A 24,923-nucleotide genomic window follows, 5' to 3' on the forward strand; every position below is an offset into this window, starting at 1 on the left:
GCCAAGGCCTGGGCCGGCAAGCGGTGTCGTTTCCGTTTGGATGGCGGAAGTATATAATGCCCCAGTTTTTGTGTGCTCATTCTCCCAGCGAAGGAGAACGGGCATGGGGTGTCGAACAATAGCTCGCGCATCAGAACGCAGCGCGTCCCCCAACCCTGTCAGGTCGTTCCGCTTGGCGAAATGGCTGCTAGCTGTCGGTGTGTTCCTGCCGATTTTCAGCGCACAGGCTACACAGGATCCCGAGGCGTTGTACAACCGCACGTGTGCGGCTTGTCACGCCGGTCAGCTGCCACAGGCCCCCATGCGGGGTGACCGGGCAGCCTGGGAACCCAGGCTGGCGCAAGGCATGGCGCAACTGGTGGTGCATGTTACACAGGGTTTCAAGGCTATGCCGCCGCGTGGATTGTGCATGGACTGCAGTGCCGAGGACTACCGATTGGTCATCCTTTGGATGAGTGGCAGTCCCGATACATAACATTTCACCCTTAGCCGTGTTGGATTAGCTGATGAACAAACTATTCGTGAGTCTGCTGTTGACCATGGGGGTCGCAGGTGCGGCAAGTGCTGCGGACCCCATCAAAGGCGATGCCGCCGCGGGCCAGGCAAAAACAGCGGTGTGTGGGGCCTGCCACAACCCTGACGGCAACAGCCTGGCGCCGAACTTCCCCAAACTCGCCGGCCAAGGCCAGCGCTACCTGGAAAAGCAACTGCACGACATCAAGTCCGGCAAACGCACTGTGCTGGAGATGACCGGCATGCTGGCCAACTTCAATGACCAGGACCTGGCTGATATCGCGGCGTATTTCTCAAGCCAAAAAGGCAGCGTGGGCGCCGCCGACCCGAAACTGGTCGAGCGTGGCAAGGCGCTGTTCAATGGTGGCGACCTCGAAAAAGGCATGCCGGCCTGCACCGGTTGCCACTCGCCGAACGGCGCAGGCATTGCCCTGGCCGGCTTCCCGCACCTGGGCGGCCAGCATGCGCAGTACGTCAGCAAGCAGTTGACCGACTTCCGCGAAGGCAACCGCACCAACGACGGCGACGCCATGACCATGCGCACCATTGCCGGCAAGCTCAGCAACCATGATATCGAGGCTATCGCCAGTTATATCCAGGGGCTGCACTGAGTCCGCTCCCACAAGGTCGAACGCCGCAGCACAGCCCGGGCTTTAACAATCGGTTAATACTGTGCGACAAAGATGAAAGGGCAGCCCGCGCTGCCCTTTTTTTCGTTCAGGGTCGTACACTACAGAACTCACGCCCTTCCCGGCCTGTCACACAACAGGCCGCGTCGAGGCGACCAAAGACTGCTCAGGAGTAAAGCATGCGTAAACTGATTCTCAGCGCTGCGTTGGTCGCCGCCAGCGCCTTCGGTATGGTTGCCGTGCAGGCCGCAGAGCCCGCCACGGCCGGCAAGGAATATATCGAGCTGAGCAACCCGGTACCGGTGTCGGTGCCTGGCAAGATCGAAGTCGTCGAGCTGTTCTGGTACGGCTGCCCGCACTGCTACCACTTCGAGCCGGTGATCAACCCCTGGGTCGACAAGCTGCCCAAGGACGTCAACTTCAAGCGCGTACCGGCCATGTTCGGCGGCCCCTGGGATGCCCACGGCCAGATGTTCCTGACCCTCGAAGCCATGGGTGTGGAGCACAAGGTGCACGCTGCGGTGTTCGATGCCATCCAGAACCAGCGCAAGCGCCTGACCGACCCGAAGGATATGGCCGACTTCCTCGCCACCCAGGGCGTCGACAAGGACAAGTTCCTCGCCACCTTCAACTCGTTCGCCATCAAGGGCCAGGTCAACCAGGCCAAGGAACTGGCGAAAAAGTACGAAATCACCGGCGTGCCGAGCATGGTGGTCAACGGCAAGTACCGCTTCGACCTGGGCACCGCCCAAGGGCCGGAAGGCGTGCTCAACGTTGCCGACCAGCTGATCGCCAAGGAGCGCGCCGCTAAGTAAGCGGCGCCAGCATGGGCCGCTTTCGCACCTCGCGCATCGTCGGCCTGCACCAGCCGCAGGTCAACGAACATCACCTGCAGGCCCCTGGCCTGCCGGAAGATGGCCGCCTGCGGCTGCTCAGTTTCAATATCCAGGTCGGCATCAGCACCGAGCGCTACCGCCATTACCTGACTCGTAGCTGGCAGCACCTGCTGCCGCACACCGGGCGGGCCGGCAACCTGCAAAAAATCGGCGAGCTGCTTGGCGACTTCGACCTGGTGGCCCTGCAGGAGGCCGACGGCGGCAGCCTGCGTTCGGGCTACGTCAACCAGGTCGAACACCTGGCCCAGCTTGGGTCCTTCCCTTACTGGTATCAGCAGCTCAACCGCAACCTCGGGCGCTTCGCCCAGCACAGCAATGGCGTGCTCAGCCGCTTGAAACCCCAGCACCTGGAGGACCATCCGCTGCCCGGCCCTGCCGGTCGCGGGGCGATCCTGGTGCGTTTCGGCGAGGGCGAGGATGCGCTGATCGTGGTGATGATGCACCTGGCGCTGGGTGCCAAGACCCGTTCCCGGCAACTGGCCTACATCCGTGAGCTGATCGGCGGCTACCGCCACCAGGTGCTGATGGGCGACATGAACACCCATGCCACCGACCTGATCGAGCACTCGCCGTTGCGTGACCTGGGCCTGATCGCGCCCCAGGTCGAGGCCACCTTCCCCAGCTGGCGGCCGCAGCGCTGCCTCGACCACATCCTGCTCAGCCCCAGCCTTACGCTTGAGCGCGTCGAGGTGCTGGCGCAGCCGATTTCGGACCACCTTCCGGTTGCCGTCGAGATCCGATTGCCTGACGCACTGACTACCGATACGCTGCCGGTCCTTACCTAGCCTCTACAGCACTCAAGTGTTCGGTTTTCGCGCCGAAATGGAGTCATCAGAGGGCTAGTCGCCCTCACCGGATGCGGATCCAGGCATGACCGAAGAAGCCGAGCGCTGGAAAGAAAAATACCTCAAGAGCATCGAGCAGCAGGAAAAGCTCGAGCGGCGCTGGGAAGCCCGCCTCGACTTGCTGCGCCGTGGCCTGGTGCGCAGCACCTTGGCGGCGGAGGGTAGCGACAAGATCGTCGACCAGTGCATGAAGGAAATGCGCGAGGTGATCCGCAGCGACAATATGGACGCCGGCCTTGCCGGGTTGATTCCGCGCCTGGAAAAGGCCGTGCTCGACTCCGAGCAGCGCCGCGAAACCCGCATGAACCAGGTTGGCGATGCGCTGACTGCGTTGGTCACCCAGCTGCAAGCCCTGCCCCTGCCCGGCGAGGTCTCACGCCCGCTGAAAAAGCTGGCGAAGAAGCTCGACGGCGGCGTCGCCCAGTCCCGCGACCTGCCGCCGTTGCTGGGTGAGCTCAGCGGCCTGCAGGGCAAGGCCCTGAATGCGGTACAAAAGCCCGGCGAAGAAGCCCGCCCCGGCCTATTGCAGCGGCTGTTCGGTGGCCGCGACGAGGCCCACGACGAAGCGCTCCCCGCCCACGAGCCCACGGCACCTGCCCCAGCGGCCCCGGCGAAAACGCAAAATACCCACGAAGAAGCGTCCGAGCCCGTGGGAGCGGGCTTGCCCCGCGATGAGGCCGCCAAACCTGCCCCACAGGATCCAGCCCCCAAACAGCAGGACGTCGACGAGCTTCACCCCTTGCCCGCTGGTGTTCTTCAACCTGCTCCCCAACCTGAGCCCGTAGCCCAGGAGCCCGTTCACGCTCCATCGCCTGAGCCCCACGCAGACGTGCCTGGGTCGGCGTTGATCGATGCCGTGACGGCGCCTGCACCGGTAGCCGATACGCCGCAGCAACCCGACGCCGAGCCAGTAACCGAACCGGCTGTAGTTGAAGCTGCGCTTGAGGTGCCGGCAGAAGAGCCAGTAGAAGAAGCAGTCGAACCCACCGAGCCATCCGAACTGCTCGAAGGCGAAGACGGCCCCTATGCCCTCCCCGACGCAGTCGAGCCGCCGTACAGCCAAGTCGCCGCCCATATCGAGCAAACCCTGATCGGCCTGCTCGACGACCTCAGCCTGCCCGAGCGCCACAAGGCCCAGGCCCTTGAGATGCGCGAGCGGGTGGCCCGTGGCCTGAACTGGTACGAGCTGATCCCGGTGCTGGACGACCTGGCAGTGCTCATGCTGGCAATCACCGACAGCGGCCAGCACGAGTTCGAGGCCTACCTGCAGCAACTCAACGAGCGCCTGGAAACCTTCCAGAGCCACCTGCACGAGGCCAGCACCGGCCATGCCGACAACAGCTCTGCCGCCCGCCAGCTGGACAGCCAGCTGCGCGAGCAGGTCGACGGCCTGCAGAGCAGCGTGCAGGGTGCTGCTGACGTCGACAGTCTCAAGCACATCCTGGAGAGCCGTCTCGAAGGCCTGCTGGTGACCATGGATGATCACCAGCTCGAGCGCGACCGCCGCGAGCAGGAGCTGGCCGGGCGCCTGCAAGGGTTGGCCGAGCGTGTAGCGAGCATGGAGCAGGAAGCCCTCGGCTACCGCGAGCACCTCGAGGAGCAACGCCAGAAGGCGATGATCGACCCGTTGACCGGGCTGCCCAACCGCGCTGCCTGGTCCGAGCAGGTCGAGCGCGAAGTGCTCGAATGGCAAGAGAGCGGCGGCCACCTGGCCATGGCCATCCTCGACCTCGACCACTTCAAACGCATCAACGACGGATACGGCCACCTGGCCGGTGACAAGGTGCTGAAGATCGTCGCCGACCAGTTGCGCAAGCGTCTGCGCGGGCGTGATTTCATCGCCCGCTTTGGTGGCGAGGAGTTCGTGCTGCTGCTGCCGCAGACCTCGCCCCCCGCTGCCGTGCAGGTGGCTGAAGCCCTGCGCGCGGCGATCGAGGCCTGCCCGTTCCATTTCAAGGGCGAGCGGGTGGTGATCACCACGTCGATCGGCATCAGCGCGTTCCGTTCGGGCGAGCGCAGTGACCAGGTGCTCAAGCGCGCCGACGAAGCGCTGTATCGCGCCAAGGATCAGGGCCGCAACCGCGTCGAACAAGGTTAAGTAGCAAAAGGCCCACGATGCCTGGAGTGGCGCACGTTATACTGTAGCGCTGTTGTCGGCTCATCATGACGTGCTCCTCTCAATGAAAACATTCTTCACTGCCCTGCTGTTGCTCGCCCTGGCCGGTTGCTCCAGCGGCCTGCGCATCGACCGCAGCCACCCTTCGGTCAACCAGGACAACCGCATCCAGTTCGTCGTGGTGCACTACACCAACGCCTCCCTGGAGCGCTCGTTGGCGCTGCTCACCCATGGCGAGGTGAGCAGCCACTACCTGATCGGCGACGGGCCGGCCACGGTCTACCAGCTGGTGGACGAGAGTCGCCGTGCCTGGCACGCCGGCGACAGCCAGTGGGAGGGCCGCACCTGGCTCAACTCCACCTCCATCGGCATCGAGATCGTCAACCCGGGTTATACCGATACCCCGGGCGGTCGGGTCTGGCACCCGTACAGCGAGGCCCAGGTGCAGGCGTTGATCGCCTTGCTGAAGGATATCGTCAAGCGCAACGGCATCGCCCCGCAGCACGTCATCGGCCACAGCGACATCGCCCCGCTGCGCAAGCTCGACCCTGGCCCGCTGTTCCCGTGGAAGCGCCTGGCCGACGCCGGGCTGAGCATCTGGCCAGAGGCCGCTGCAGTGGCGCGTCAGCAGGTGTATTTCGAGGCCAACCCGCCGGCGGTGGGCTGGTATCAGCAGCAACTGGCGCGGTTTGGTTATGCCATCGACCAGACCGGCGAGCTGGACGTGGCCACCCGCCACGTGATCGCCGCATTCCAGATGCGCTTCCGCCCGCAGCGTTTCGACGGCATGCCTGATGCGCAGACCGCCGCCATGCTGCAGGTGCTCAACAGCATGCGCTAAGCGCGCAAGCCGCTGTAGGCGCCGGCTTTCGCGCCAACGCCTGTGGCGCGCCGCCCAACGGCGACGCCGGGCGGCCGTTCCGTTGCTATACCTTTGAGTATTCAACCGGATGCCGCGCATGCTCGCCCTCATCGCCACAGTGCGCCAATATTTCCACCACCCCTGGCTGCTGGCTGTGCTCGCGGCCCTGGGCAGTGCCGCGCTGCTGCTGGCCGGCAGCGTGGGGGTGACGTTGCAGCAGATGAGGCAGAGCGAAAGCGCGCAGATGAACGCCCGGGGCGAGCGCTTTCTCGACCGCCTGGAGCAGGTGTTCGGCCAGCTGCGCGAAGGCGTCGATCAGTTGCAGGCCCAGCCGCTGCGCGGTTGCAGCCAGGCGATGCAGGCACAGTTGCAGCAAGTCGCGCTGGCCTCGCGGTTCATCTACGAGGCAGCCTACGTCGACAGCCAGGTTGCCTGCTCCAACCGTGGCGAGCGAGTCGTTGCGCCGCTACGCGGCCCGGATATCCAGGGCCCCACCTACAGCTACTGGCTGAACACCACCACCGAACCCAACGAAAACCTAGCGGCGCTGATGCTGGGGCGGGGCAACTTTCTGGTGTCCACCTCGCGCGGGCACCTGAGCGATGTGGTCGACCTGCCGCCGGGCGGCAGCCTGCTGGTGGTGCTCGACCGCGGCACCCGGGCGATACCGGTGCTGGGCCCGGCCCAGGCCTGGCCGCCCACCGACGCTTGGCCGCCACCGTCGCACAAGTCGTTGCTCGAGCTGCACGACAAGCTGGTCTACCGCATGGCCACCAAGTCGCCGGACTACCAGCTGGTACTGATCGCCCCGCGGGCCAGCCTGCCAATGCGCCTCAACGGCCTGCTGTGGCTGTTGTACCCCGGTAGCCTGCTGCTGGCCTGCTGTATCGGCTGGTTGGCATTGCAACTGATCCAGCAGCGCCGCTCGATGAGCTCCGAGCTGCAACAGGCGCTGCGCCGTGGCGAGTTGCAGGTGTTGTACCAGCCGATCTTCGAGCTGGACAGCCGGCGCTGTGTCGGCGCCGAGGCGCTGGTGCGCTGGCGCCGCCCGGACGGTACGCTGACCAGCCCGGACCTGTTCATCCCGCTGGCGGAGAACACCGGGCAGATCCGCCCGATTACCGATTTCGTCCTGCAGCGAGTGCTCGAGCAACTGGGGCAGTTGCTGCGGGCCAACCCGCAGTTGTACATATCGATCAACCTGGCGGCCTGTGATGTGACTGCGCCGCGCATCGGCCAGGTGGCCGCAAAGTTGTTGGCCCAGCACCGGGTTGCCGCCCGCCAGATCGCCTTCGAGGTGACCGAGCGCGGGTTGATCGATGTGGTGGTGGCGCGGGACAACCTGCAGGCGTTGCGCGCATCCGGGCACCAGGTGCTGATCGACGACTTTGGCACCGGCTACTGCAGCCTGGCCTACCTGCAGACCTTGCCGGTGGATTGCCTGAAGATCGACAAGGCGTTCATCGACGCCCTTGGCCACGATGCTGCCAGCAGCGGTGTGGCGCCGCATATCATCCGCATGGCCCATGACCTGAACCTGCGGGTGATCGCCGAAGGTATCGAGAGCGAGGACCAGGCCGGGCTGCTCAGCAGCGAGGGGGTGAACTACGGCCAGGGCTGGCTGTTCGCCCACCCGCTCAGCGCACGGCAGTTCGCCGAACTGATTACCCGCGGCCGGCGGGTGGCGGGGCGGCGTGTCGATGATGAATTGTGAGCTGGCGCGATCCCTGTAGGAGCCGGCTTGCCGGCGATAGGGCCGGGCCTGCAAACGCATATTCCTGACCGGGCCCAATCGCTGGCAAGCCAGCTCCTACAGAACAAACTACAACTCATTGATTTAACACGGTCTCTGTGGGAAGCGGCCTCGTGTCGCGATGGGGCGCGTAGCGGCCCCAGGATTTTTGCATCATGCGAAATTGCCGGGGCTGCTGCGCAGCCCATCGCGACACAAGGCCGCTCCTACAGAGACCGTGTTGAACCAGTAGGTTGTGAGTGCCGGTTGCCGGCGATAGGGCCAGGGCTGCAATGGCCCTCACACCGGCAATGCCATGTAGAACTGCGTGCCCTGCCCGGGGCGTGAGAACACCCCCATGCGCCCACCGTGCAGTTGCACGATCTCCTTGCACAGCGCCAGCCCGAGCCCGGCACCGCCTTTTTTGCGGCCCACCTGCACGAACGGCTCGAAGATTCGCCCCTGCTGGCCGTAGGCAATGCCTTCGCCGTTGTCCTCGACGCTGATGATCACCCGTTCGGCATGCCGGCGCGCGTGCAGGCGGATGCGCCCGCCGTTGGCGGTGTGGCGGATGGCGTTGTGCAGCAGGTTGTCCAGCACCCGGTCGAGTTGGGCGATGTCGGCCTGGATGCGCGGCAGTGGCGGCTCCAGCTCGCGCACCAGCTCGATGTGCTTGTCTGCCGCCAGCCCTGCAACGCGCTGTTCGGCGCGCTGGAACAGCTCGTCGAGGTTGCACGGGCCCAGTTCCAGCTTCTGCAGGCCACTCTGGTAGCGGGAGAAGTTGAGCAGGTCGTTGATCAGCTGGGTCAGGCGCTGCATTTCTTCGCCAATGGTCTCCAACAGGTCGTGCTCGCGGGCCTCGGGCGGGAACTTCAGGCGCTCGCGCAGCAGGCCGAAGGCCATGTGCATGCCGGTGACCGGGGTGCGCAGTTCGTGGGAGGCGCGCAGCACGAACTCGCTGCGTACCCGCTCGAAGGCACGCTGTTCGGTCACGTCGTGCAACACCATCACCGCGCCGAGGATCGGCCCCTGGGGGTGGCTGACCGGGGTCAGGCTGTAGGTCAGCAGGCGGCTTTCGTCGTCCACCTCAAGGCTGAGGTCTTCTGGCGGGCGATCCAGGCTGCCACCGCGTAGCACCTGGCGCATCTGCTGCTCCAGCTCCGGGCGCTGCAAGGCTTCGGCCAGGCTCACCCCCAGGCGGCTTGGGTCCCAACCCAACTGACGCTGGGCCACAGGGTTGAGGTGTTCCAGGCGGCCCTGGCGGTCGATGATCAACAGGCCGTCGTCGATGCTGTCGAGCACGGCCTGCAGACGCTGCTGGCCGGCCAGCAGCTCGTCGACGTTGGTGGCCTGGTGCTTGCGCAGGGCATCGGCCATCAGGCCGAAGCGCCGGGTCAGCTGGTTCAGCTCGGTGGCCTGGGTGACCGGCAGGGTGACGTCGAAGTTGCCCTGGCCAACCTGGTCGGCAGCCTTGGCCAGGGCCTCGATCGGCTGGCCGAAGCGCCGCGCAATGTTGTGCGCGGTGATGAAGCCCAGCACCAGCACGGTCAGGCCCATCAGGCCCAGCAGGCCGCTGATCAGCAGGGCGCGGTCGCGGGATTTCTCTTCGGCGCGGGTGATGTGCTCGAGGGTTTGCTTGTGCGAGTCGATCAGGTCGGTGCGTACCTGGTTGAAGGCGGCCCCCAGCGGTTGTTCCACGCCCATGCTGCGGGCCGGCGCCTTGCTTTCGCGCCAGGCCTGGAGAAACGCCTGGTAGTTGCTGCTGGCCTTGCTGAAGCCGGTACGCTCGCCGCCCTGCTCCAGGCCCTGGTTGAGCAGGCCCTGGAACTGGTTCTGCAGGGTCATCAGGTTGTTCGGGTCGCTGTCCTCGTCGAGGATCAGGTTCAACTGCTCACCCAGGTTCTGCCGCAGTTGCAGGCCCAGCGCCAGGGTGTGGGTGGTGTCCTGCACCAGGCGCTGCTGCATGGTCGCCATCTGCAGCACGCTGACCAGCCCCAGCAGCAGCCCCAGCAAGGCCACCGTGACCAGCGCCGAGATGCTGAGGAACAGCCGCGTGCGCAGCTTCATCGGCCATTTCACAGGTTGTACTGCTTGCGTTTGCGGTACAGGGTGGAGGCGTCGATACCGAGGGTCTTGGCGGCCTGGTCGAGGGTATCGCTGGCGGCCAGCACCGCGCCGATATGGGCGCGCTCCAGCTCGTCCAGACTCAGCGCCGCACCCACCCGGGGGGCGTTGCTGGCGGGCTGCTCGCCCATGCCCAGGTGGCTGACTTCGACCCGCTCCTGCGGGCAGATGATGCTGGCGCGTTCGATCACGTTGCGCAGTTCACGGATGTTGCCCGGCCAGCGGTAATTGAGCAGTGCGGCGCGGGCTTCGTCGCTGAAGCCGCGGGCCGGGCGCGAGTAGTCTTTTACGAAGCGCGCCAGGAAGCGGTCGGCCAGGGTGAGGATGTCCTCGCTGCGTTCGCGCAGCGGCGGCAGGTGCAGGGTGATGACGTTCAGGCGATACAAAAGGTCTTCGCGAAAGCGGCTCTCGCGGACCATCTCCTCGAGGTTGAGGTTGGTGGCCGCCAGAATGCGCACATCGGCGCGGCGGGTGACCGGGTCGCCGACCCGCTCGTACTCCTTGTCCTGAATGAAGCGCAGCAGTTTGGGTTGCAGCGTGAGGGGGAAATCGCCGATCTCGTCGAGAAAAAGCGTGCCGCCATCGGCCTGGCTGACCCGCCCCAGGGTGCTTTCGCTGGCCCCGGTGAAGGCGCCGCGGGTGTGGCCGAACAGCTCGCTTTCCATCAGCTCGGCGTTCAGCGATGGGCAGTTGATGGTCACGCAGGCCTTGCGTGCGCGTTTGCTCCAGCCGTGGATGGCGCGGGCCAGTTCGCCCTTGCCGGTACCGGATTCGCCGAGGATGAGGATGTTGGCGTCGGTGGTGGCCACCTGCCGGGCGGTTTCCAGCACCACCATCATGGCCGGGCTGTGGGAATCGAGGCCATCCTTGGGTTTGCGCACTTCGCCTTCGAGGGCTTCCAGGCGTGCCGACAGCTGGCGTACCTCAAGCTGCTTGGCGGTGGCCAGGCGCAGCTGGTCGGGGCTGCAGGGCTTGACCAGGTAGTCGGCGGCGCCGGCCTGGATGGCGTCTACGGCAGTGTCGATGGCCGAGTGGGCGGTGACGATCACCACGCGCATCCATGGCGCCTGGATACGCATCTGTGCCAGCACGTCCAGGCCGTTGTCCTCGCCCAGGCGCAAATCCAGGAAGCACAGGTCGAACACCTGGCGCTGCAACAGGGTCTCAGCCTGGGCGGCGCTGTTGGCGGTGGCCACGCTGTAGCCTTCGTCTTCCAGGCAGTAGCGGAAAGTGCGCAGGATCGCGGACTCGTCATCCACCAGCAGAATGCGGCCTTGGTTGTCCTGGGCTGATTCCATTTCCTGCGCTCCTTTGGGATTGATCTCAATTAGTGTCGGAAAAATCGGGCAAGTTGCATGGTCGATTCTGATTGATTCCGTGCCATGCATGCTAGCCGCATGCCTTCATGATGGCTAACTGGCTGATAACAATGAAGTTGTTTGTTGTCCGGTAGCTGGCATGCAGGTTGCGAAGACCCAGGGTTGAAGTATTCGTAAGGAGGTAGACCCATGCGCTTTTCCCCTCGAATGGTAGTGCTCGCCTGTTGCCTGGTACCGCTGCTGGCAGCGGCCGACCCGGCCCAGGATGCCCGTCTGGAAGGTTCGCTGCAGACGGCGTTGGCGCTCAACCGCATTCTCAACCCCTTCCCGATCAAGGTGCAGGTCGATGGGGCCAAGGCCCGGCTCAGCGGTGAAGTGGAAAACCCCGTCGAGCGCGACCTGGCCGAGCGGGTGGCGCTGGCCACCCGCGGTATCGACACGGTCGACAACCAGTTGCAGGTCAACCCGGCGCTGATCGAGCGGCCGCTGGAGCCGCGCGCCTACGCCCAGCGCCTGGACGACGCCACCCTGGGCGCGGTGATCCGCGCGCGCTTGCTGTGGAGCCGGGTAACCGAAAAAGCGCCCATCGAGGTGCAGAGCAGCGAGGGTGTGGTCACTCTGCGCGGCAAGGTCGACAGCCCCGAGGCCAAGGAGCTGGCCGGCGTGCTGGCGCGCACCACCGAGGGCGTGCACCTGGTCAACAACCTGGTCAGCCTCGACAGCACTGCCCTGGCCAAGGCCCGGGAAAAGCCGCTGGACGCGCCCAGCGGGCCACAGCCCGGGGACAGCTGGATCATCGACAAGATCCAGACCAGCTACCGCTTCAGTCGCAACCTGGACGGGCTGAACATCAAGGTCGCCAGCGAGCAAGGCATGGTGCGCTTGTCGGGCGAGGTGGTCAGCAGCGAGCAGCGCACCATCGCCATCGACGTGGCCCGGCAGATCGTCGGCGTGCGCGGCGTGGATGCCGACTTGCTCAAGGTGGCCAGCAAGGTGGAAGGCTGATCGTGCAAAACGCACGGTGCCCGAAGGGGGCATCGTGCAGGATACGACTTGGTCTATTTCTGTTATTGAATTAACTCATTGATTTAAAAGGTTTTTATTTCAAGTCAAAGGCTGGCATGCAGGCTGCAATGTCTTGTTCAGGTCTAGATAACAAGTACAGCAGGAGCCACCGGCATGAACCGCCCAACCGTCAACCGCATGCAGTCCGCCGTTTTGCCGCTTCGCCAGGTGTTGTTCCTAGGCATGGCCGTGCTGCTCACGCTGGCAGCCGGGCAGTTCTACTACAGCTTGCAGACCGCCAAGCTGGCCCAACAGGTGGCGGCGCAAACGGCGCTGCTGACGCAGATGAAGGCGAGCCGTGCCAGCACCTTGGTGCGCGCCGCCGAGCCGCTGCCGACCCAGGCCAATGCCACCACCCCTGCCGTACTGGAAACCGTCACGCCGCAGGAGCGTTGGGTGTTCTGACCCCTCCTGCGCCGGCCATCGATTACGTACAAGAAAGGAGTAACACCATGCTGAGCTGGGCTATCACCTTCCTGATCATCGCCATCGTCGCAGCCGTACTGGGCTTCGGTGGTATCGCCGGCGCCGCAACCGGTATCGCGAAGATTCTGTTCATCGTCTTCCTGGTGCTGTTCGTGGCTTCTTTCTTCTTCGGACGCGGCAGGGGCTGACCCATGAACAGGATCCTGGCCGGCGCCCTGCTGCTGGGCGCCGTTACCACGGCCATGGCGGCCAATGACGGCCAGGTCCGTGCCAACCAGCTGCTTGGCACAGACCCCGAATACCGGGAAACCTGGCAGGACACGATCAAGGGTGAGGAGCGCCTGCCGGAGTGGGTGATCAACCTGACCGGCAGCGCGCCGCTGCAGATGTCGGCGGTCACCGAGGACGGTGACCAGTACCTGGTCGGCCCGCTGTGCGAGTCGCAGGGCAACTGCACCCACAAGCGCCTGATCGTGGCGTTCAGCTGGGACAAGGACGATGCCTACGGGATGCTGGTCGAGGTGCCCGAGGGCCTGCCTTCGGACAAGTCGCCCACCCGTCACGCGGACTACCGCTGGCTGGGCAAGCCCGACGACGGCATGAAGGCATTGCTGCAGGAGCAGCTCAAGCGTGACCCCAACTGGTACTGAGTTTTTTACCGGTCGGGCACGCACTGTAACGAAATAGAAGCTGAACCTTTCTATCGTTCTGGCTTCTATGATGCGCCGCCTCGAGGAGAGGCGGCACATGACCAGGGGGCCGGGCTGTTCTGATTGTTGCAGGATCGGAGTGGCCTAGGGGTACAGGGAGTACCTCCTTCGTGGGCCGGGTCAGGAGAGGGTGGCATCGGAAGTTGCAGGTCGGCCGGGGTCGGTCTGGCTTCCGAAGCGCCTGTCAGCACCTTCCCTTCTTATATATGTGTAGGAAATCTCCTTCAGACACATTTTGTCGCGACCGTATATCGATTTTTTTTTGATTGTCCGACCGGTCAAGCCAAGTGGCATTTCAGCCATTCGGATTGTCGAACACGCCATCAAAACCCCCGCATGTATACCGTCAAATCTGCCTAAATATGGCGGTTTGGTCTTGTTCGGAAAACCGAACGTTTAAAATCAAGCACTTGGCGATGCCCGATTTCAGTGCGGAGTCTCATGCCGATTCGGCATGGGGTAGTCGTTTCCGGCATTAGACTGGCCCCTTCCCCATCGCAATAGTTGCCGCCTTTTTCCCTGGCCCGAGCCCCCTCAAGGTGCGCTCGCGGTGACCTTCCATGGGGTCGTCGAGTGGAAACGATGCGTTACCTGAAGGCTGTTAACGGCTCTGGGACGCGGTTTTCCGGTTGATGCCCGTGACCACTACAACAAAGGGTAATGACATGAAGAAGGCAAAACTGAGCCTCGCCTGGCAGATCGTCATCGGTCTGTTGCTGGGCGTTGCAGTCGGCGCGCTACTGAATCATTTCAGTGCAGAAAAGGCATGGTGGATCAGCAACGTCCTCCAGCCCGCTGGCGACATCTTCATTCGCCTGATCAAGATGATCGTTGTCCCGATCGTGATTTCGTCGCTGATCGTGGGTATCGCCGGGGTAGGCGACGCGAAGAAACTGGGCAGCATCGGCCTGAAGACCATCCTCTACTTCGAGGTGGTGACCACCATCGCCATCGTCGTCGGCCTGGTGCTGGCCAACGTGTTCCACCCGGGCGCCGGCATCGACATGAGTACCCTGGGCACCGTCGACATCTCCAAGTACCAGGCCACGGCGGCCGAGGTACAGCATGAGCACGCGTTCATCGAGACCCTGCTCAACCTGATCCCGTCGAACATCTTCGCGGCGCTGATGCGTGGCGAGATGCTGCCGATCATCTTCTTCTCGGTGATGTTCGGCATGGGCCTGTCGAGCCTCAACGCCGAGCTGCGCGAGCCGCTGGTGCGTACCTTCCAGGGCGTGTCGGAGACCATGTTCAAGGTCACCCACATGATCATGAACTACGCCCCGATCGGCGTGTTCGCCCTGATCGCCGCCACCGTCGCCAACTTCGGCTTCGCCTCGCTGCTGCCGCTGGCCAAGCTGGTGCTGCTGGTGTACTTCGCCATCGCCTTCTTCGCCTTCATGGTGTTGGGCCTGGTGGCGCGCGTGTTCGGCTTCTCGATCATCAAGATCATGCGCATCATGAAGGACGAGCTGATCCTCGCGTACTCCACTTCCAGCTCTGAAACCGTGCTGCCGCGCGTAATCGAGAAGATGGAAAAGTACGGCGCGCCGAAGTCGATCTGCTCGTTCGTGGTGCCGACCGGCTACTCGTTCAACCTCGATGGTTCGACCCTGTACCAGAGCATCGCGGCGATCTTCATCGCCCAGCTGTACGGCATTGATCTTTCGATCGGCCAGCAGCTGATGCTGGTGCTGACCCTGATGGTCACCTCCAAGGGTATCGCTGGTGTGCCAGGCGTGTCGTTCGTGGTGCTGCTGGCCACCCTGGGCAGCGTGGGTATTCCGCTGGAAGGCCTGGCGTTCATTGCCGGTGTCGACCGCATCATGGACATGGCCCGTACCGCGCTGAACGTGGTGGGCAACGCCCTGGCTGCAGTGGTCATCGCCAAGTGGCAGGGTATGTACGACGCTGAAAAAGGCGAGGCGTACTACAAGTCGCTGGTGCTGGACAAAGGCAAGACCGAGGCAGTGGTGGCGGGCAAGACCGTCAGCCAGTAAGGCCTTGAGCTGAACCAGAAAGCCCCGACTTGTCGGGGCTTTTTGTTTTTGGCCTACCACACCCTCCCTTGGTAGGAGCGGCCAAACACCGGCATGCGCTATCATTCGGGCATTTTTCACAGGGGAATTCAGGATGCTCAACGGCCTCTGGCTCGGCTTTTTCGCGGTAGCGGCGATCTCTGCCCTGGCGCAATGGCTGGTGGGCGGCAACGCCGAAATCTTCGCCGCCATGGTCGTGAGCATCTTTGCCATGGCCAAGCTGTCGGTCGAGGTCATGGTGCTGCTGTTCGGCACCCTGACCCTGTGGCTGGGCTTTCTCAAAATCGCCGAGAAGGCCGGCATCGTCGAATGGCTGGCCAAGGTGCTCGGGCCACTGTTCGCCCGCCTGATGCCTGAAGTGCCGCGCGGCCACCCGGCCCTGGGCCTGATCACCATGAACTTCGCTGCCAACGGCCTGGGCCTGGACAACGCCGCCACGCCGATCGGGCTGAAGGCCATGCGCGCCCTGCAGGAGCTCAACCCCAGCAGCACTACGGCGAGCAACGCGCAAATCCTGTTCCTGGTACTGAACGCCTCGTCGCTGACCCTGCTGCCGGTGACCATCTTCATGTACCGCGCCCAGCAGGGCGCCGCCGACCCGACCCTGGTGTTCCTGCCCATTCTACTGGCCACCAGCGTGTCGACCCTGGTGGGCCTGCTGTCGGTGGCGGTGATGCAGCGCCTGCGCCTGTGGGACCCGGTGGTGCTGGCCTACATGATCCCCGGTGCGCTACTGCTGGGTGGCTTCATGGCGTTTCTCGGCACGCTGTCGTCGGCGGCCCTGTCCGGCCTGTCGTCGATCCTCGGCAACCTGACGCTGTTCGGCGTGATCATGCTGTTTTTGCTGATTGGCGCGCTGAAGCGGGTGAAGGTGTACGAAGCCTTCGTCGAAGGCGCCAAGGAAGGTTTCGACGTGGCCAAGGGGCTGCTGCCATACCTGGTGGCCATGCTGGTGGCGGTGGGCGTGCTGCGCGCCTCGGGCGCCCTGGAGCTGGCCCTGGACGGCATTCGCCATGCGGTGAGCTGGCTTGGCCTGGATACCCGCTTCGTCGAGGGCCTGCCCACAGCGCTGGTCAAGCCGTTCTCCGGCAGCGCCGCGCGGGCCATGCTGATCGAAACCATGCAGGTGCATGGCGTGGACAGCTTCCCGGCGCTGGTGGCTGCGACCATCCAGGGCAGCACCGAGACCACCTTCTACGTGCTGGCGGTGTACTTCGGCGCGGTGGGTATCCAGCGGGTGCGCCACGCCGTGGGTTGCGCCTTGCTGGCGGAGTTCTCCGGCGTGGTGGCGGCGATCTTCGTCTGCTACTGGTTCTTTGCCTGAGCCTGGCTGGCCTGGCTAACGCTCCAGTCGATCACCTGGCGGGTCAGCTGATCGCTGGCTGCGCCGAAGCCGCTGACCACCGCCGGCACCTGGGTGCCTGACAACGGCTGGCGCACCTCGAAGCGCTTGCTGGCCAGAATGCGCTGGCTGCGCCCCTGCACCAGGCGGGCATCGTAGCGGATCACCACCTCCACCTGCTGGCCCGAGCGGTATTCGCTCTGGAACGCCTGCAACTCCCCGCCCAGCTCGTAGTCGGCCTGTAGGTTGCTGTCGTCGGCGCTCAGCCGCTGCACCCGGCCGTCACGCTGGAAGCCATCGAGCAGGCGGTTGCGCAGCAGTTGCGGCGCCGGGTCGCTCCAGCGTGCGCCCTGGTAGCTGCTGATTACGTCACCCTGGGGGATCACTGCAATGCGTGGCCCGGCCAGCGCTTCGCTGGCCAGCGGTTTGTTCAGGCGCAGCGACCAGCCCACCGGCGCAGCGTTGCCTGTGGCCTGGCTGGCCGGCAGGCGATAGATATCCACCGGCGCGCTCTGCGGCAGGATCGAGCAGGCCGAGGCCAGGCTCAGGGTGGCGGTGAGTGCGGCCAGGCGCAGCGAGCGGGTCATGGCTGGAACTCCTTGTTGTTGTCGCGGCCCAGCAGGTAGCCGCTGGGGTCGGCCTCCAGGCGCCGGGAGATACCCTTGAGCGAATTGAGGGTTTCACGCAGCTCGCGGATGGCCGGGGCCACCTGGTTCAGGCCCTGGGCGCCATCGTCGATCGACTGGCGGTTGTCCTGCAGCAGGCTGTTCAGGGTGGCTGCGCTTTCGGCCAGTGACTGCATGGCCTGCTCGGCGCTGCCGATGGCCTGCTTGCCTTGGCTGCCCAGCAGGCCGTTGGCGTTTTTCATCAAGGCCTGGGTTTCGGCCAGGGTGGCGTTGGCCTGGCGACCGACTTCGGACAACTGCGCCAAGGTATCGGCGATGCCGCCCTTCTTGCTGGCGAAGGCGCCGGTGGTCTGGTCGAGGTTGGCCAGGGTGTTGCTCAGGTGCTCGACGTTGCTTTCGGAGAACATCTGGTTGGCGTTGTGCAGCAGCAGGTTGATGTTGGTCACCAGGTCGCTGCTGTCGTTGAGCAGGCGTGAAATCGGCGAGGGTGAGGCGATGATGATCGGCAGCTTGCCGTCCTTGCCCTTGAGCTCGGAGCTTTGTGGTGTGCCGCCGCTGAGCTGGATGAACGAGTTGCCGGTGACCCCGGCCAGGGTCAGCTTGGCCTGGGTGTCTTCTTTTACCGGCGTGTCACCGCTCAGGCGCACCCGGGCCAGTACTCGGCGCGGGTCCTGCGGGTCGAGGCGCAGGCTGCTGACATCACCCACCTTGATGCCGTTGTACTGCACCGGGCTGCCCCGGGACAGGCCCGACACCGCCTCGTTGAACACCACTTCGTAATCCTTGAAAGCATCGTCGACGCTGGACTTGGTCAGCCACAGGCCGAACAGCATGGCGCCGGCCACCACCAGCACGGTGACCAGGCCGATCAATACATGGTGAGCTCGGGTTTCCATCGTTCAGCACTCCTGGCGGGCGCGCAGGGCGGCGTTTTCGGCCGCCCGGCCGCGCGGGCCGTGAAAGTATTCGTGAATCCAGGCGTCGTCGGTTTGCTCGACTTCGCTCAAGGGGCCGGCCACCAGCACTTTCTTCTGCGACAGCACCGCCACCCGGTCGGTGATGGTATAGAGGGTGTCCAGGTCGTGGGTGATCAGGAACACCGACAGGCCCAGGGCGTCGCGCAGGGTGAGGATCAGCTGGTCGAAGGCGGCGGCGCCGATCGGGTCCAGGCCTGCGGTGGGCTCGTCGAGGAACAGGATGTCCGGGTCCAGGGCCAGGGCTCGGGCCAGGGCGGCGCGTTTGATCATGCCGCCGGACAGCGAGGCGGGGTACTTGTCGGCGGCGCTGATCGGCAGCCCCGCCAGGGCCAGCTTGACCCCGGCCAGGTGCTCGGCGTCGGCCCGCGACAGGCCGGCGTGCTCGATCAGCGGCAGGGCGACGTTTTCGGTGACGGTCAGCGACGAGAACAGCGCGCCCTTCTGAAACAGTACGCCGAAGCGCCGCTCGATCAGCGAACGCTGCTGCTCGCTGGCCCCGGCCAGGTCCTGGCCGAACACCTTCACCTGGCCCTCGTTGGGCTGGCGCAGGCCGATGATGCTGCGCAGCAGCACCGATTTGCCGCTGCCCGAGCCGCCGACCACGGCGAGGATTTCGCCGCGGTACAGGTCCAGGTCGAGGTTTTCGTGCACGCTCTGGCTGCCGAAACGGTTGCACAGGCCGCGGGCCTCGATCACAGCTTCGCTCACCAGCCCATCTCCATGAAGAACAGCGCGGCCACCGCGTCCAGCACGATGACCACGAAAATCGACTGGACCACGGCAGAGGTGGTGTGGGCGCCGACCGATTCGGCGCTGCCACTGACCTTGAAGCCCTCCAGGCAGCCGATGGCGGCGATCAGAAAGGCGAAAAACGGCGCCTTGGCCAGGCCCACCAGAAAGTGCTGCACGCCGATGTCGCTTTGCAGCAGCGACAGGAACATGGCCGGGGTGATGCCCAGTGACAGCGCGCACACCACGGCGCCGCCGACGATGCCGCAGATCATCGCGACGAAGGTCAGCAGCGGCAGGGCGATCAGCAGCGCCAGCACCCGTGGCACCACCAGCAGCTCGATGGGGTTCAGGCCCAGGGTGCGGATGGCGTCGATCTCTTCGTTGGCCTTCATCGAACCGATCTGCGCGGTGAACGCACTGGCGGTGCGCCCGGCCATGAGGATGGCGGTCAGCAGCACGGCGAATTCGCGCAGGAACGAGAACGCCACCAGGTCGACGGTGAAGATGGTCGCACCGAAGGCGGCCAGCACCGTGGCACCGAGGAAGGCCACCACGGCGCCCACCAGGAAGGTCAGCAGGGCGACGATGGGGGCGGCGTCCAGGCCGGTCTGTTCAAGGTGGGCGACCACAGGGGTGAGCCGCCAGCGGCTGGGCTGGAAGGCCCGCACGAACAGGGTTTGCAGGATCAGGCCGATGAAACCCAGTACCTGTTTGGTGTCTTGCCACAGGGTGTCGACGGCGCAGCCGATGCGTGCCAGCAGTTGGATCAGCACTGGGCGTTCGGGTTGTTTGACCGGGATGCAGTAGTTCTGCACCGAGCTGTAGACGTTGTGCAGCAGCGCGCGGCTGGCTTCGGGCAGGTCGCTGGTGCAGCGCGACAGGCGCTCGGCCCCGAGCAGTTCGGCCAGCAGCGAGGCGCCGGCGGTGTCGAGGCGCCCGAGTTGGCTGAGGTCGACCTGGGTGTCGGCCTGGTACTCAAGGCGCTCGCATTCGCGCTTGAGGCTGGCGTAGTGGGCCAGGGTCCAGTCACCGGCGATGCGCAGGCGGGTGGGCTGCTGCTGGTGGTCCAGGGTGGCGCTCGGGGCGGTCATAGGCTCCCTGCATCTGACGAATGGCATAGAGGCAGATCATAGCGCAGCGGGGTGGCCGGGGTTTGTTGAAAATGTGCTGGCCTCATCGCCGGCAAGCCGGCTCCTACATGGATCGCGCAAGCTTCAGGCCAGCGCTTTACCTGTAGGAAATCACCACGCCCTGTGGGAAGCGGCCTTGTGTCGCGATGGGGCGCGCAGCGGCCCCGGCAATGTTGCATGAAGCCGAGATATTGGGGCCGCTGCGCGCCCCATCGCGACACAAGGCCGCTTCCCACAGGGATCACACCAGCTTCTGGATCATCAGGGGGCGCCGAATCAACCGGCCGGTACGTCCTCGACCACCTTGAAGCGCAGCACGCCGATCACTTGGCCATCTTCGGTCAGCACCCGCACCTGCCACTTGCCCACCGGGTTGGGCGGGAAGTTCTGCTTGTGGGTCCAGGCCCGGTAGCCCTCTTTACGCCCACCGTGGATGTCCAGGGCGATGCGGTCGACTTCTTTGCCGTCCAGCTGCCACACGTGGTAGATGCGCTCGTCCAGGCCGCGCGGCGCGTTGATCGAGGTATAGGCGTACAGCCCGCCGTTGCGGATGCGGCTGGCGGGCACCTCGTCCAGCGATTCACCCGGCTGGCGGTTGATCACCTCGGTGCTTACCGCCACATCGGTCAGCCACAGGGTGGCCGGCGGTACCCAGGAGCGCAGCAGCCAGCCGCCGCCGCCCACCGCCAGGGTTACCAGCACCAGCGCCACGCCGCGCCGCCAGGTGCGAATCGGGAAGCTGCTGGCAAGGCTTGGGAACGACAGCACCATGGCTGCGATCAGCGCCAGCTTGAAGCTTTGCGCGGTGGTCAGGTGCAGGATGATCGGCAGCGCGGTGAGCATCGCTGCGAACAGGGTCAGGGTGTGCAGCGCAAGGAACAGCCAGCGCCGCGGGGCCAGCCACTTGTAGTACAGCGGGTCGATGATCGACACCAGCCCGGCGCCGGCCAACAGGCCAGTGAAAATCAGCTGGCCGCTGTTCCAGGTGGTGGTGATGAAGAAGAACGGCAGGACGAAGAACAGGCTTTCCTGGTGGATCATCTGCGTGGCGTAGCGCAGCAGCGGCTGCGGGATCTCGCGCTTGAAGGTGCGGGCGAACAGGCCGGTCAAGGTGTTCTCCAGCATCAGCCAGACCCAGCTGACCAGCATGAGGATGGCGATCCAGCTGGCCAGGCCCGCCTGGCGGTCGACCAGGATGAAGCTGCCGATACCGGAAAGAAAGCCGCCGAGCGCGATGATGCCGGGGTAGCGCTTGAGCAGTTCGATCAGGCGCAGGACGAAATTGGGGATTGGGGGCATGGGTCTGCAACAGAAAATGTGAGGGCTGTACCGGCCTCTTCGCGGGTAAACCCGCTCCTACAGGTCAATTGCGGCCTGCGGGCATGCGCGGTCCCTGTGGGAGCGGGTTTACCCGCGAAAAGGCCGGCACAGGATACCGCCGAATCAGTGCTGACGTGTAGCGCGGCGCCAGCGGATCAGCCCGGCGGCGGCGATCAGCCCCAGCAGCAGCGCAACCAGCCCGTACAGCTCGTCATAGCCCAGCAGCGGCTTTTCGATGCGCAGGTAGCCCGGTTCTTTCAGCAGTTGCTGCAGCGCCGCGTCGGCTTGCTTGAGGCTGACCTGGCGCAGCTGGCGCACCGGGTCGCTGAAGCGGCCGTTGTCATAGGCGTTGAGCGCCCCCCAGTAGTAGTCGGCCAGCGCCGTGTTGCCCTGGGTGCTCCAGCTCTCCCGGGCGATGGCGGCTTCCTTGATGCGGGCGAAGGTGTCCGGGTCCAGGCCATGCTTGCGCAGGTGCTCGAACAGCTGTTCCAGCACCTTCACCGCGGCGTCGAGGTCGTCACGCTCAAGGTCGGCATTGAGGCTGAGCAGACCGCTGTCACCAAAGCTCTCGCGCTGCGCCGAGGGGCCGTAGGACAGGCCGTGGCGCAGGCGCAGCTGGTCGTACAGGGCCCAGTCCAGGTAGCGCGAGAGCAGCTCCAGGGTTTGGTCGTGGCCGTCTTCAAGCGTCGGCTCGACGAACAGCCAGTGCAGCTTGACGCTGTCGCCCAGCCAGCCGCGGATCAGGTCGCGGCGCTGCTCGGCCTGGCGGCTGATGCTCTCGAGGTTGCGCCGCTCCTCGGGCTCGCTGGCCGGCAGCTCGGCAAAGGTGCGCTCCAGGTAGGCCGGTAGCAGGCGGTCGAGGCCGCCGACCACGATCAAGGTCATGTTGTTGGCGGCGTACCAGTGCTCGCGCAGCTGTTGCACCTGTTCAAGGGTCATGTCTTCGAGGTCGGAGCGCTCTTCACATTTGAGGCCCAGCTCGATGGCCAGCTGGTCGCTGGCCGGGTGGCCGACCTGCTGGCGGTCGAGCCAGCGCTGCAGGTGGCCATAGTGGCCGCCGTCCTCGCGTTCGATGATGCGCTTGGCGGTGGCCAGGGCCTTGGCGTCGATGCGGGTGTCGCGCAGCAGGGCCAGCAGCAGGTCGAGGACCTTGCGCTGGTTGCGCGCCGGGGCCTCGATCACGAAGGTGGTGTCGGCGCTGCTGGTGAAGGCGTTCCACTCCCCGCCCAGGGCCTGCAGGCGCTCCTCCAGGCCGCCCTCGCCGGTTTCGTCGATGCCGCTGAACAGCAGGTGCTCGAGTAGGTGCGGCAGCTCGCGCTGGTTGCAGTCGAAGTCATCCAGGCCCACGCCGACCACCAGGCGGATCGACACATGGTCGCGCTCATAGCCGGACTTGAGGATCACCTGCAGGCCGTTGGGCAGCAGGTAGCCCTCCACCCGCGAACGGTCGAGGGCATGGCTGGGCAGGCTCAGGATCAGCAGGCAAACGAACATCAGGCAACGCATGGGCGAGCTTCGGTCTCCGGGTGCGTGTGTTTACGGCTGGCGGGCTTCGTCCGGCACGCTGTCGAGCATCAGCCCGCCGGTGTCGGTACCGCCCAGTACCACATAGGCACTGCTGCAGAACAAAGAGTTCAACCGCTTCATGTCGGCAATCAGCTCCAAGTGTAGCGAACTGGTCTCGATACTCTGCACCACTTTACGTTGCAGGCGGCTGACATGGGCGTGGGCCAGGCGCCGTTCCTGGGCGCGGAAGCGGCGTTTCTCGCGCAGCAGCAACTGCGCGCTTTCGGGGTCGGCGCTGAGGAACACCGAAAGCCCCAGGCGCAGGTTGGACAGCAACTGCTCCTGCAGGCCGGTGAGCTCTTCGAGCCCTACCTGGGAGAACTCGCGGCGCTGAGAGGTCTTTTGCTGCTGCACCTTGCGCAGCATGCGCTCGATCAGGTCGCAGGCAAGCTTGAGGTTGATGGCCAGCTCGATGGTTTCGGCCCAGCGGCGGTTTTCCGCTTCGCTCAGGTCTTCGCGGGGCATTTGCGCCAGGTACAGTTTGATGGCGCTGTACAGCGCTTCGGCGTCCTCGGCCAGGGCGCGTACCTGCTGTGGCATGGCGGTGTGGCTGCCGCGCAGGGCGCCGAGCATGGCTTCGAGCAGGCTGTCGACCAGATCGCCCAGGCGCAGGGTTTCGCGGGCGGCGTTGGCCAGGGCCAGGCTGGGGGTGGCCAGCGCCGAGGCGTCGAGGTGGCGTGGTTTGACCTGGCCGTTGCCGTGCTCGCGGTCGGGCAGCAGGGTGTCGCACAGGCGGCCCATGAAGGTCACGGTGGGCAGCATGATCAGGCAACGCAGGGTGTTGTAGAGCAGGTGGAAGCCGATTACCAGTTCCTGCGGGCTGAAGCTCAGGCTGTCCATCCACTCCACCAGCGGGTGCAGCACCGGGATGATCAGCAGCAGGCCGATCAGCTTGTACAACAGGCTGCCCAGGGCCACGCGGCGCCCGGCGGTGTTCTGCATGCTGGTGCTGATGAAGGCCAAAAGGCCACTGCCGATGTTGGCGCCGACCACCAGGCCGATGGCCACTGGCAGGCTGATGACCTCGGCCCCGGCCAGGGTGGCGGTGAGCAGCACGGCGGCCAGGCTGGAGTACGAGATCATGGCGAACAATGCGCCCACCAGGGCATCGAGCAGGATGTCGCCGGTCAGCGAGGCGAACAGCACCTTCACCCCTTGCGCGTGGGTGATCGGCGCCGCCGCCTGCACGATCAACTGCAAGGCCAGGATGATCAACCCCAGGCCGATGGCCACCCGACCCATCTGGCCGATGCGCGTCTGCTTGCGCGAGAGGAAGAAGATCACCCCGATGAACAGAAGCAGCGGCGACAGCCAGGACAGGTCGAAGGTCAGCACCCGGGCCATCAGCGCGGTACCCACGTCGGCGCCCAGCATGATCGCCAAGGCCGGGGTCATGACCATCAGCCCCTGGCCGACGAACGAGGTGACCAGCATGGCGGTGGCGTTGCTGCTTTGCACCACGGCGGTGACGACGATGCCGGCGATGAACGCCAGCGGGCGTTTGTTCATGTTCTGGCTGAGCACCCGGCGCAGGTTCGAGCCGTACACCCGCAGGATGCCGGTGCGCACGATGTGCGTGCCCCACACCAGCAAGGCCACGGCGGAGAGCAGGTTGAGCAAGGTCAGCATGGTCAGGCCCCCTTTTGTTCTATGCCCCTGTGCGGGGCCAATGGGTGACGCGGTGAGCCTGGCCCGGGGGTGGGCGTTGGTTGTTTGCAGGGCTCACTGAAGCTTTAGTTGGTTTGCGTGGTGGCTGCCAGCTTGGCATGGCCGAAATGCTTTTGAAACATTTGCTGGCCCTATCGCCGGCAAGCCGGCTCCTACAGGGAACGGCGCAACCTTGTAAGAGCCGGCTTGCCGGCGATGAGGCCGGAACAGGCAAAAACCAAAAAGGGCCCCGAACAGACTGTGTGAAAACACACTGACAGGCCCCAGACCAAACGCCCCGACTTGT

General features: G+C 65.0%; 22 protein-coding genes. 13 read left to right on the top strand and 9 right to left on the bottom strand.

Annotated elements, in window-relative coordinates; all coding sequences use genetic code 11:
- The first annotated feature begins 172 nt into the window (after nucleotides 1-172).
- The 7 genes from KSS94_RS00385 (at nucleotide 173) to KSS94_RS00415 (ending at nucleotide 7,575) form a co-directional block, all read left to right on the top strand.
- Nucleotides 173-475, top strand: coding sequence for a c-type cytochrome (locus KSS94_RS00385; protein WP_217841153.1), 303 nt, complete (start codon nucleotides 173-175; stop codon nucleotides 473-475).
- Between the two features lie 31 nt (nucleotides 476-506).
- On the top strand, nucleotides 507-1,124 hold the full coding sequence (locus KSS94_RS00390) for a c-type cytochrome (RefSeq protein ID WP_217841154.1): 618 nt from the start codon (nucleotides 507-509) through the stop codon (nucleotides 1,122-1,124).
- A gap of 197 nt (nucleotides 1,125-1,321) precedes the next feature.
- On the top strand, nucleotides 1,322-1,957 hold the full coding sequence (gene dsbA / locus KSS94_RS00395) for a thiol:disulfide interchange protein DsbA (protein ID WP_217841155.1): 636 nt from the start codon (nucleotides 1,322-1,324) through the stop codon (nucleotides 1,955-1,957).
- A gap of 11 nt (nucleotides 1,958-1,968) precedes the next feature.
- A complete protein-coding gene (locus KSS94_RS00400; RefSeq protein ID WP_217841156.1) occupies nucleotides 1,969-2,823 on the top strand; it encodes an endonuclease/exonuclease/phosphatase family protein in 855 nt (284 codons plus the stop codon).
- Between the two features lie 85 nt (nucleotides 2,824-2,908).
- Nucleotides 2,909-4,981 (top strand): GGDEF domain-containing protein, encoded by a 2,073-nt coding sequence (locus KSS94_RS00405; RefSeq protein WP_217841157.1) that lies wholly within the window; start codon nucleotides 2,909-2,911, stop codon nucleotides 4,979-4,981.
- An 82-nt stretch (nucleotides 4,982-5,063) separates the two neighbouring features.
- Nucleotides 5,064-5,840: an N-acetylmuramoyl-L-alanine amidase gene (locus KSS94_RS00410; RefSeq protein ID WP_217841158.1), complete on the top strand. Its 777-nt coding sequence runs from the start codon at nucleotides 5,064-5,066 to the stop codon at nucleotides 5,838-5,840.
- Between the two features lie 118 nt (nucleotides 5,841-5,958).
- Nucleotides 5,959-7,575 (top strand): EAL domain-containing protein, encoded by a 1,617-nt coding sequence (locus KSS94_RS00415; protein WP_217841159.1) that lies wholly within the window; start codon nucleotides 5,959-5,961, stop codon nucleotides 7,573-7,575.
- Nucleotides 7,576-7,893: 318 nt separating this feature from the next.
- Here the strand turns inward: KSS94_RS00415 and KSS94_RS00420 are convergent, their stop codons facing one another.
- Both KSS94_RS00420 and algB read right to left on the bottom strand, forming a co-directional pair.
- Entirely contained in the window at nucleotides 7,894-9,660 is a 1,767-nt protein-coding gene (locus tag KSS94_RS00420; protein ID WP_437179987.1) for a KinB sensor domain-containing domain, read from the bottom strand.
- Between the two features lie 8 nt (nucleotides 9,661-9,668).
- Nucleotides 9,669-11,015, bottom strand: coding sequence for a sigma-54-dependent response regulator transcription factor AlgB (gene algB, locus KSS94_RS00425; RefSeq protein ID WP_217841161.1), 1,347 nt, complete (start codon nucleotides 11,013-11,015; stop codon nucleotides 9,669-9,671).
- A 210-nt stretch (nucleotides 11,016-11,225) separates the two neighbouring features.
- Here algB and KSS94_RS00430 point away from each other — a divergent pair, with 210 nt between their 5' ends.
- From KSS94_RS00430 to KSS94_RS00455, 6 genes are all read left to right on the top strand, one after another.
- The gene (locus tag KSS94_RS00430) at nucleotides 11,226-12,041 is read left to right on the top strand and encodes a BON domain-containing protein (RefSeq protein WP_217841162.1); all 816 of its coding nucleotides are present in this window, start codon (nucleotides 11,226-11,228) and stop codon (nucleotides 12,039-12,041) included.
- A 174-nt stretch (nucleotides 12,042-12,215) separates the two neighbouring features.
- Nucleotides 12,216-12,506 (top strand): hypothetical protein, encoded by a 291-nt coding sequence (locus KSS94_RS00435; protein ID WP_217841163.1) that lies wholly within the window; start codon nucleotides 12,216-12,218, stop codon nucleotides 12,504-12,506.
- Between the two features lie 47 nt (nucleotides 12,507-12,553).
- On the top strand, nucleotides 12,554-12,715 hold the full coding sequence (locus KSS94_RS00440; RefSeq protein WP_003252966.1) for a DUF1328 domain-containing protein: 162 nt from the start codon (nucleotides 12,554-12,556) through the stop codon (nucleotides 12,713-12,715).
- A gap of 3 nt (nucleotides 12,716-12,718) precedes the next feature.
- Entirely contained in the window at nucleotides 12,719-13,177 is a 459-nt protein-coding gene (locus tag KSS94_RS00445) for an inhibitor of vertebrate lysozyme family protein (RefSeq protein ID WP_217841164.1), read from the top strand.
- Between the two features lie 725 nt (nucleotides 13,178-13,902).
- Nucleotides 13,903-15,237: a glutamate/aspartate:proton symporter GltP gene (gltP, locus tag KSS94_RS00450; RefSeq protein WP_217841165.1), complete on the top strand. Its 1,335-nt coding sequence runs from the start codon at nucleotides 13,903-13,905 to the stop codon at nucleotides 15,235-15,237.
- Between the two features lie 133 nt (nucleotides 15,238-15,370).
- Nucleotides 15,371-16,600 carry a nucleoside recognition domain-containing protein gene (locus KSS94_RS00455; protein ID WP_217841166.1) on the top strand — a complete coding sequence of 410 codons (1,230 nt, stop codon included), beginning with the start codon at nucleotides 15,371-15,373 and terminating at the stop codon, nucleotides 16,598-16,600.
- Here the strand turns inward: KSS94_RS00455 and KSS94_RS00460 are convergent.
- The 7 genes from KSS94_RS00460 to KSS94_RS00490 form a co-directional block, all read right to left on the bottom strand.
- Nucleotides 16,582-17,205, bottom strand: coding sequence for an ABC-type transport auxiliary lipoprotein family protein (locus tag KSS94_RS00460; protein ID WP_217841167.1), 624 nt, complete (start codon nucleotides 17,203-17,205; stop codon nucleotides 16,582-16,584). The genes KSS94_RS00455 and KSS94_RS00460 overlap by 19 nt on opposite strands.
- The gene (locus tag KSS94_RS00465) at nucleotides 17,202-18,140 is read right to left on the bottom strand and encodes an MlaD family protein (protein WP_217841168.1); all 939 of its coding nucleotides are present in this window, start codon (nucleotides 18,138-18,140) and stop codon (nucleotides 17,202-17,204) included. Before KSS94_RS00465 ends, KSS94_RS00460 begins: the two co-directional genes overlap by 4 nt.
- 3 nt (nucleotides 18,141-18,143) lie before the next feature.
- Entirely contained in the window at nucleotides 18,144-18,929 is a 786-nt protein-coding gene (locus KSS94_RS00470) for an ABC transporter ATP-binding protein (protein WP_217841169.1), read from the bottom strand.
- Complete coding sequence (locus tag KSS94_RS00475; protein WP_217841170.1) at nucleotides 18,926-20,044, bottom strand: ABC transporter permease; 1,119 nt, start codon at nucleotides 20,042-20,044, stop codon at nucleotides 18,926-18,928. Before KSS94_RS00475 ends, KSS94_RS00470 begins: the two co-directional genes overlap by 4 nt.
- 315 nt (nucleotides 20,045-20,359) lie before the next feature.
- Nucleotides 20,360-21,382 carry a DUF5924 family protein gene (locus KSS94_RS00480; protein ID WP_217841171.1) on the bottom strand — a complete coding sequence of 341 codons (1,023 nt, stop codon included), beginning with the start codon at nucleotides 21,380-21,382 and terminating at the stop codon, nucleotides 20,360-20,362.
- A gap of 144 nt (nucleotides 21,383-21,526) precedes the next feature.
- Nucleotides 21,527-22,909 carry a M16 family metallopeptidase gene (locus KSS94_RS00485; RefSeq protein ID WP_217841172.1) on the bottom strand — a complete coding sequence of 461 codons (1,383 nt, stop codon included), beginning with the start codon at nucleotides 22,907-22,909 and terminating at the stop codon, nucleotides 21,527-21,529.
- A 30-nt stretch (nucleotides 22,910-22,939) separates the two neighbouring features.
- The gene (locus KSS94_RS00490; protein WP_217841173.1) at nucleotides 22,940-24,598 is read right to left on the bottom strand and encodes a Na/Pi cotransporter family protein; all 1,659 of its coding nucleotides are present in this window, start codon (nucleotides 24,596-24,598) and stop codon (nucleotides 22,940-22,942) included.
- Nucleotides 24,599-24,923: the final 325 nt, after the last annotated feature.

It is taken from the genome of Pseudomonas fakonensis (assembly GCF_019139895.1).
GTDB classification, from domain to species: Bacteria; Pseudomonadota; Gammaproteobacteria; order Pseudomonadales; family Pseudomonadaceae; genus Aquipseudomonas; species Aquipseudomonas fakonensis.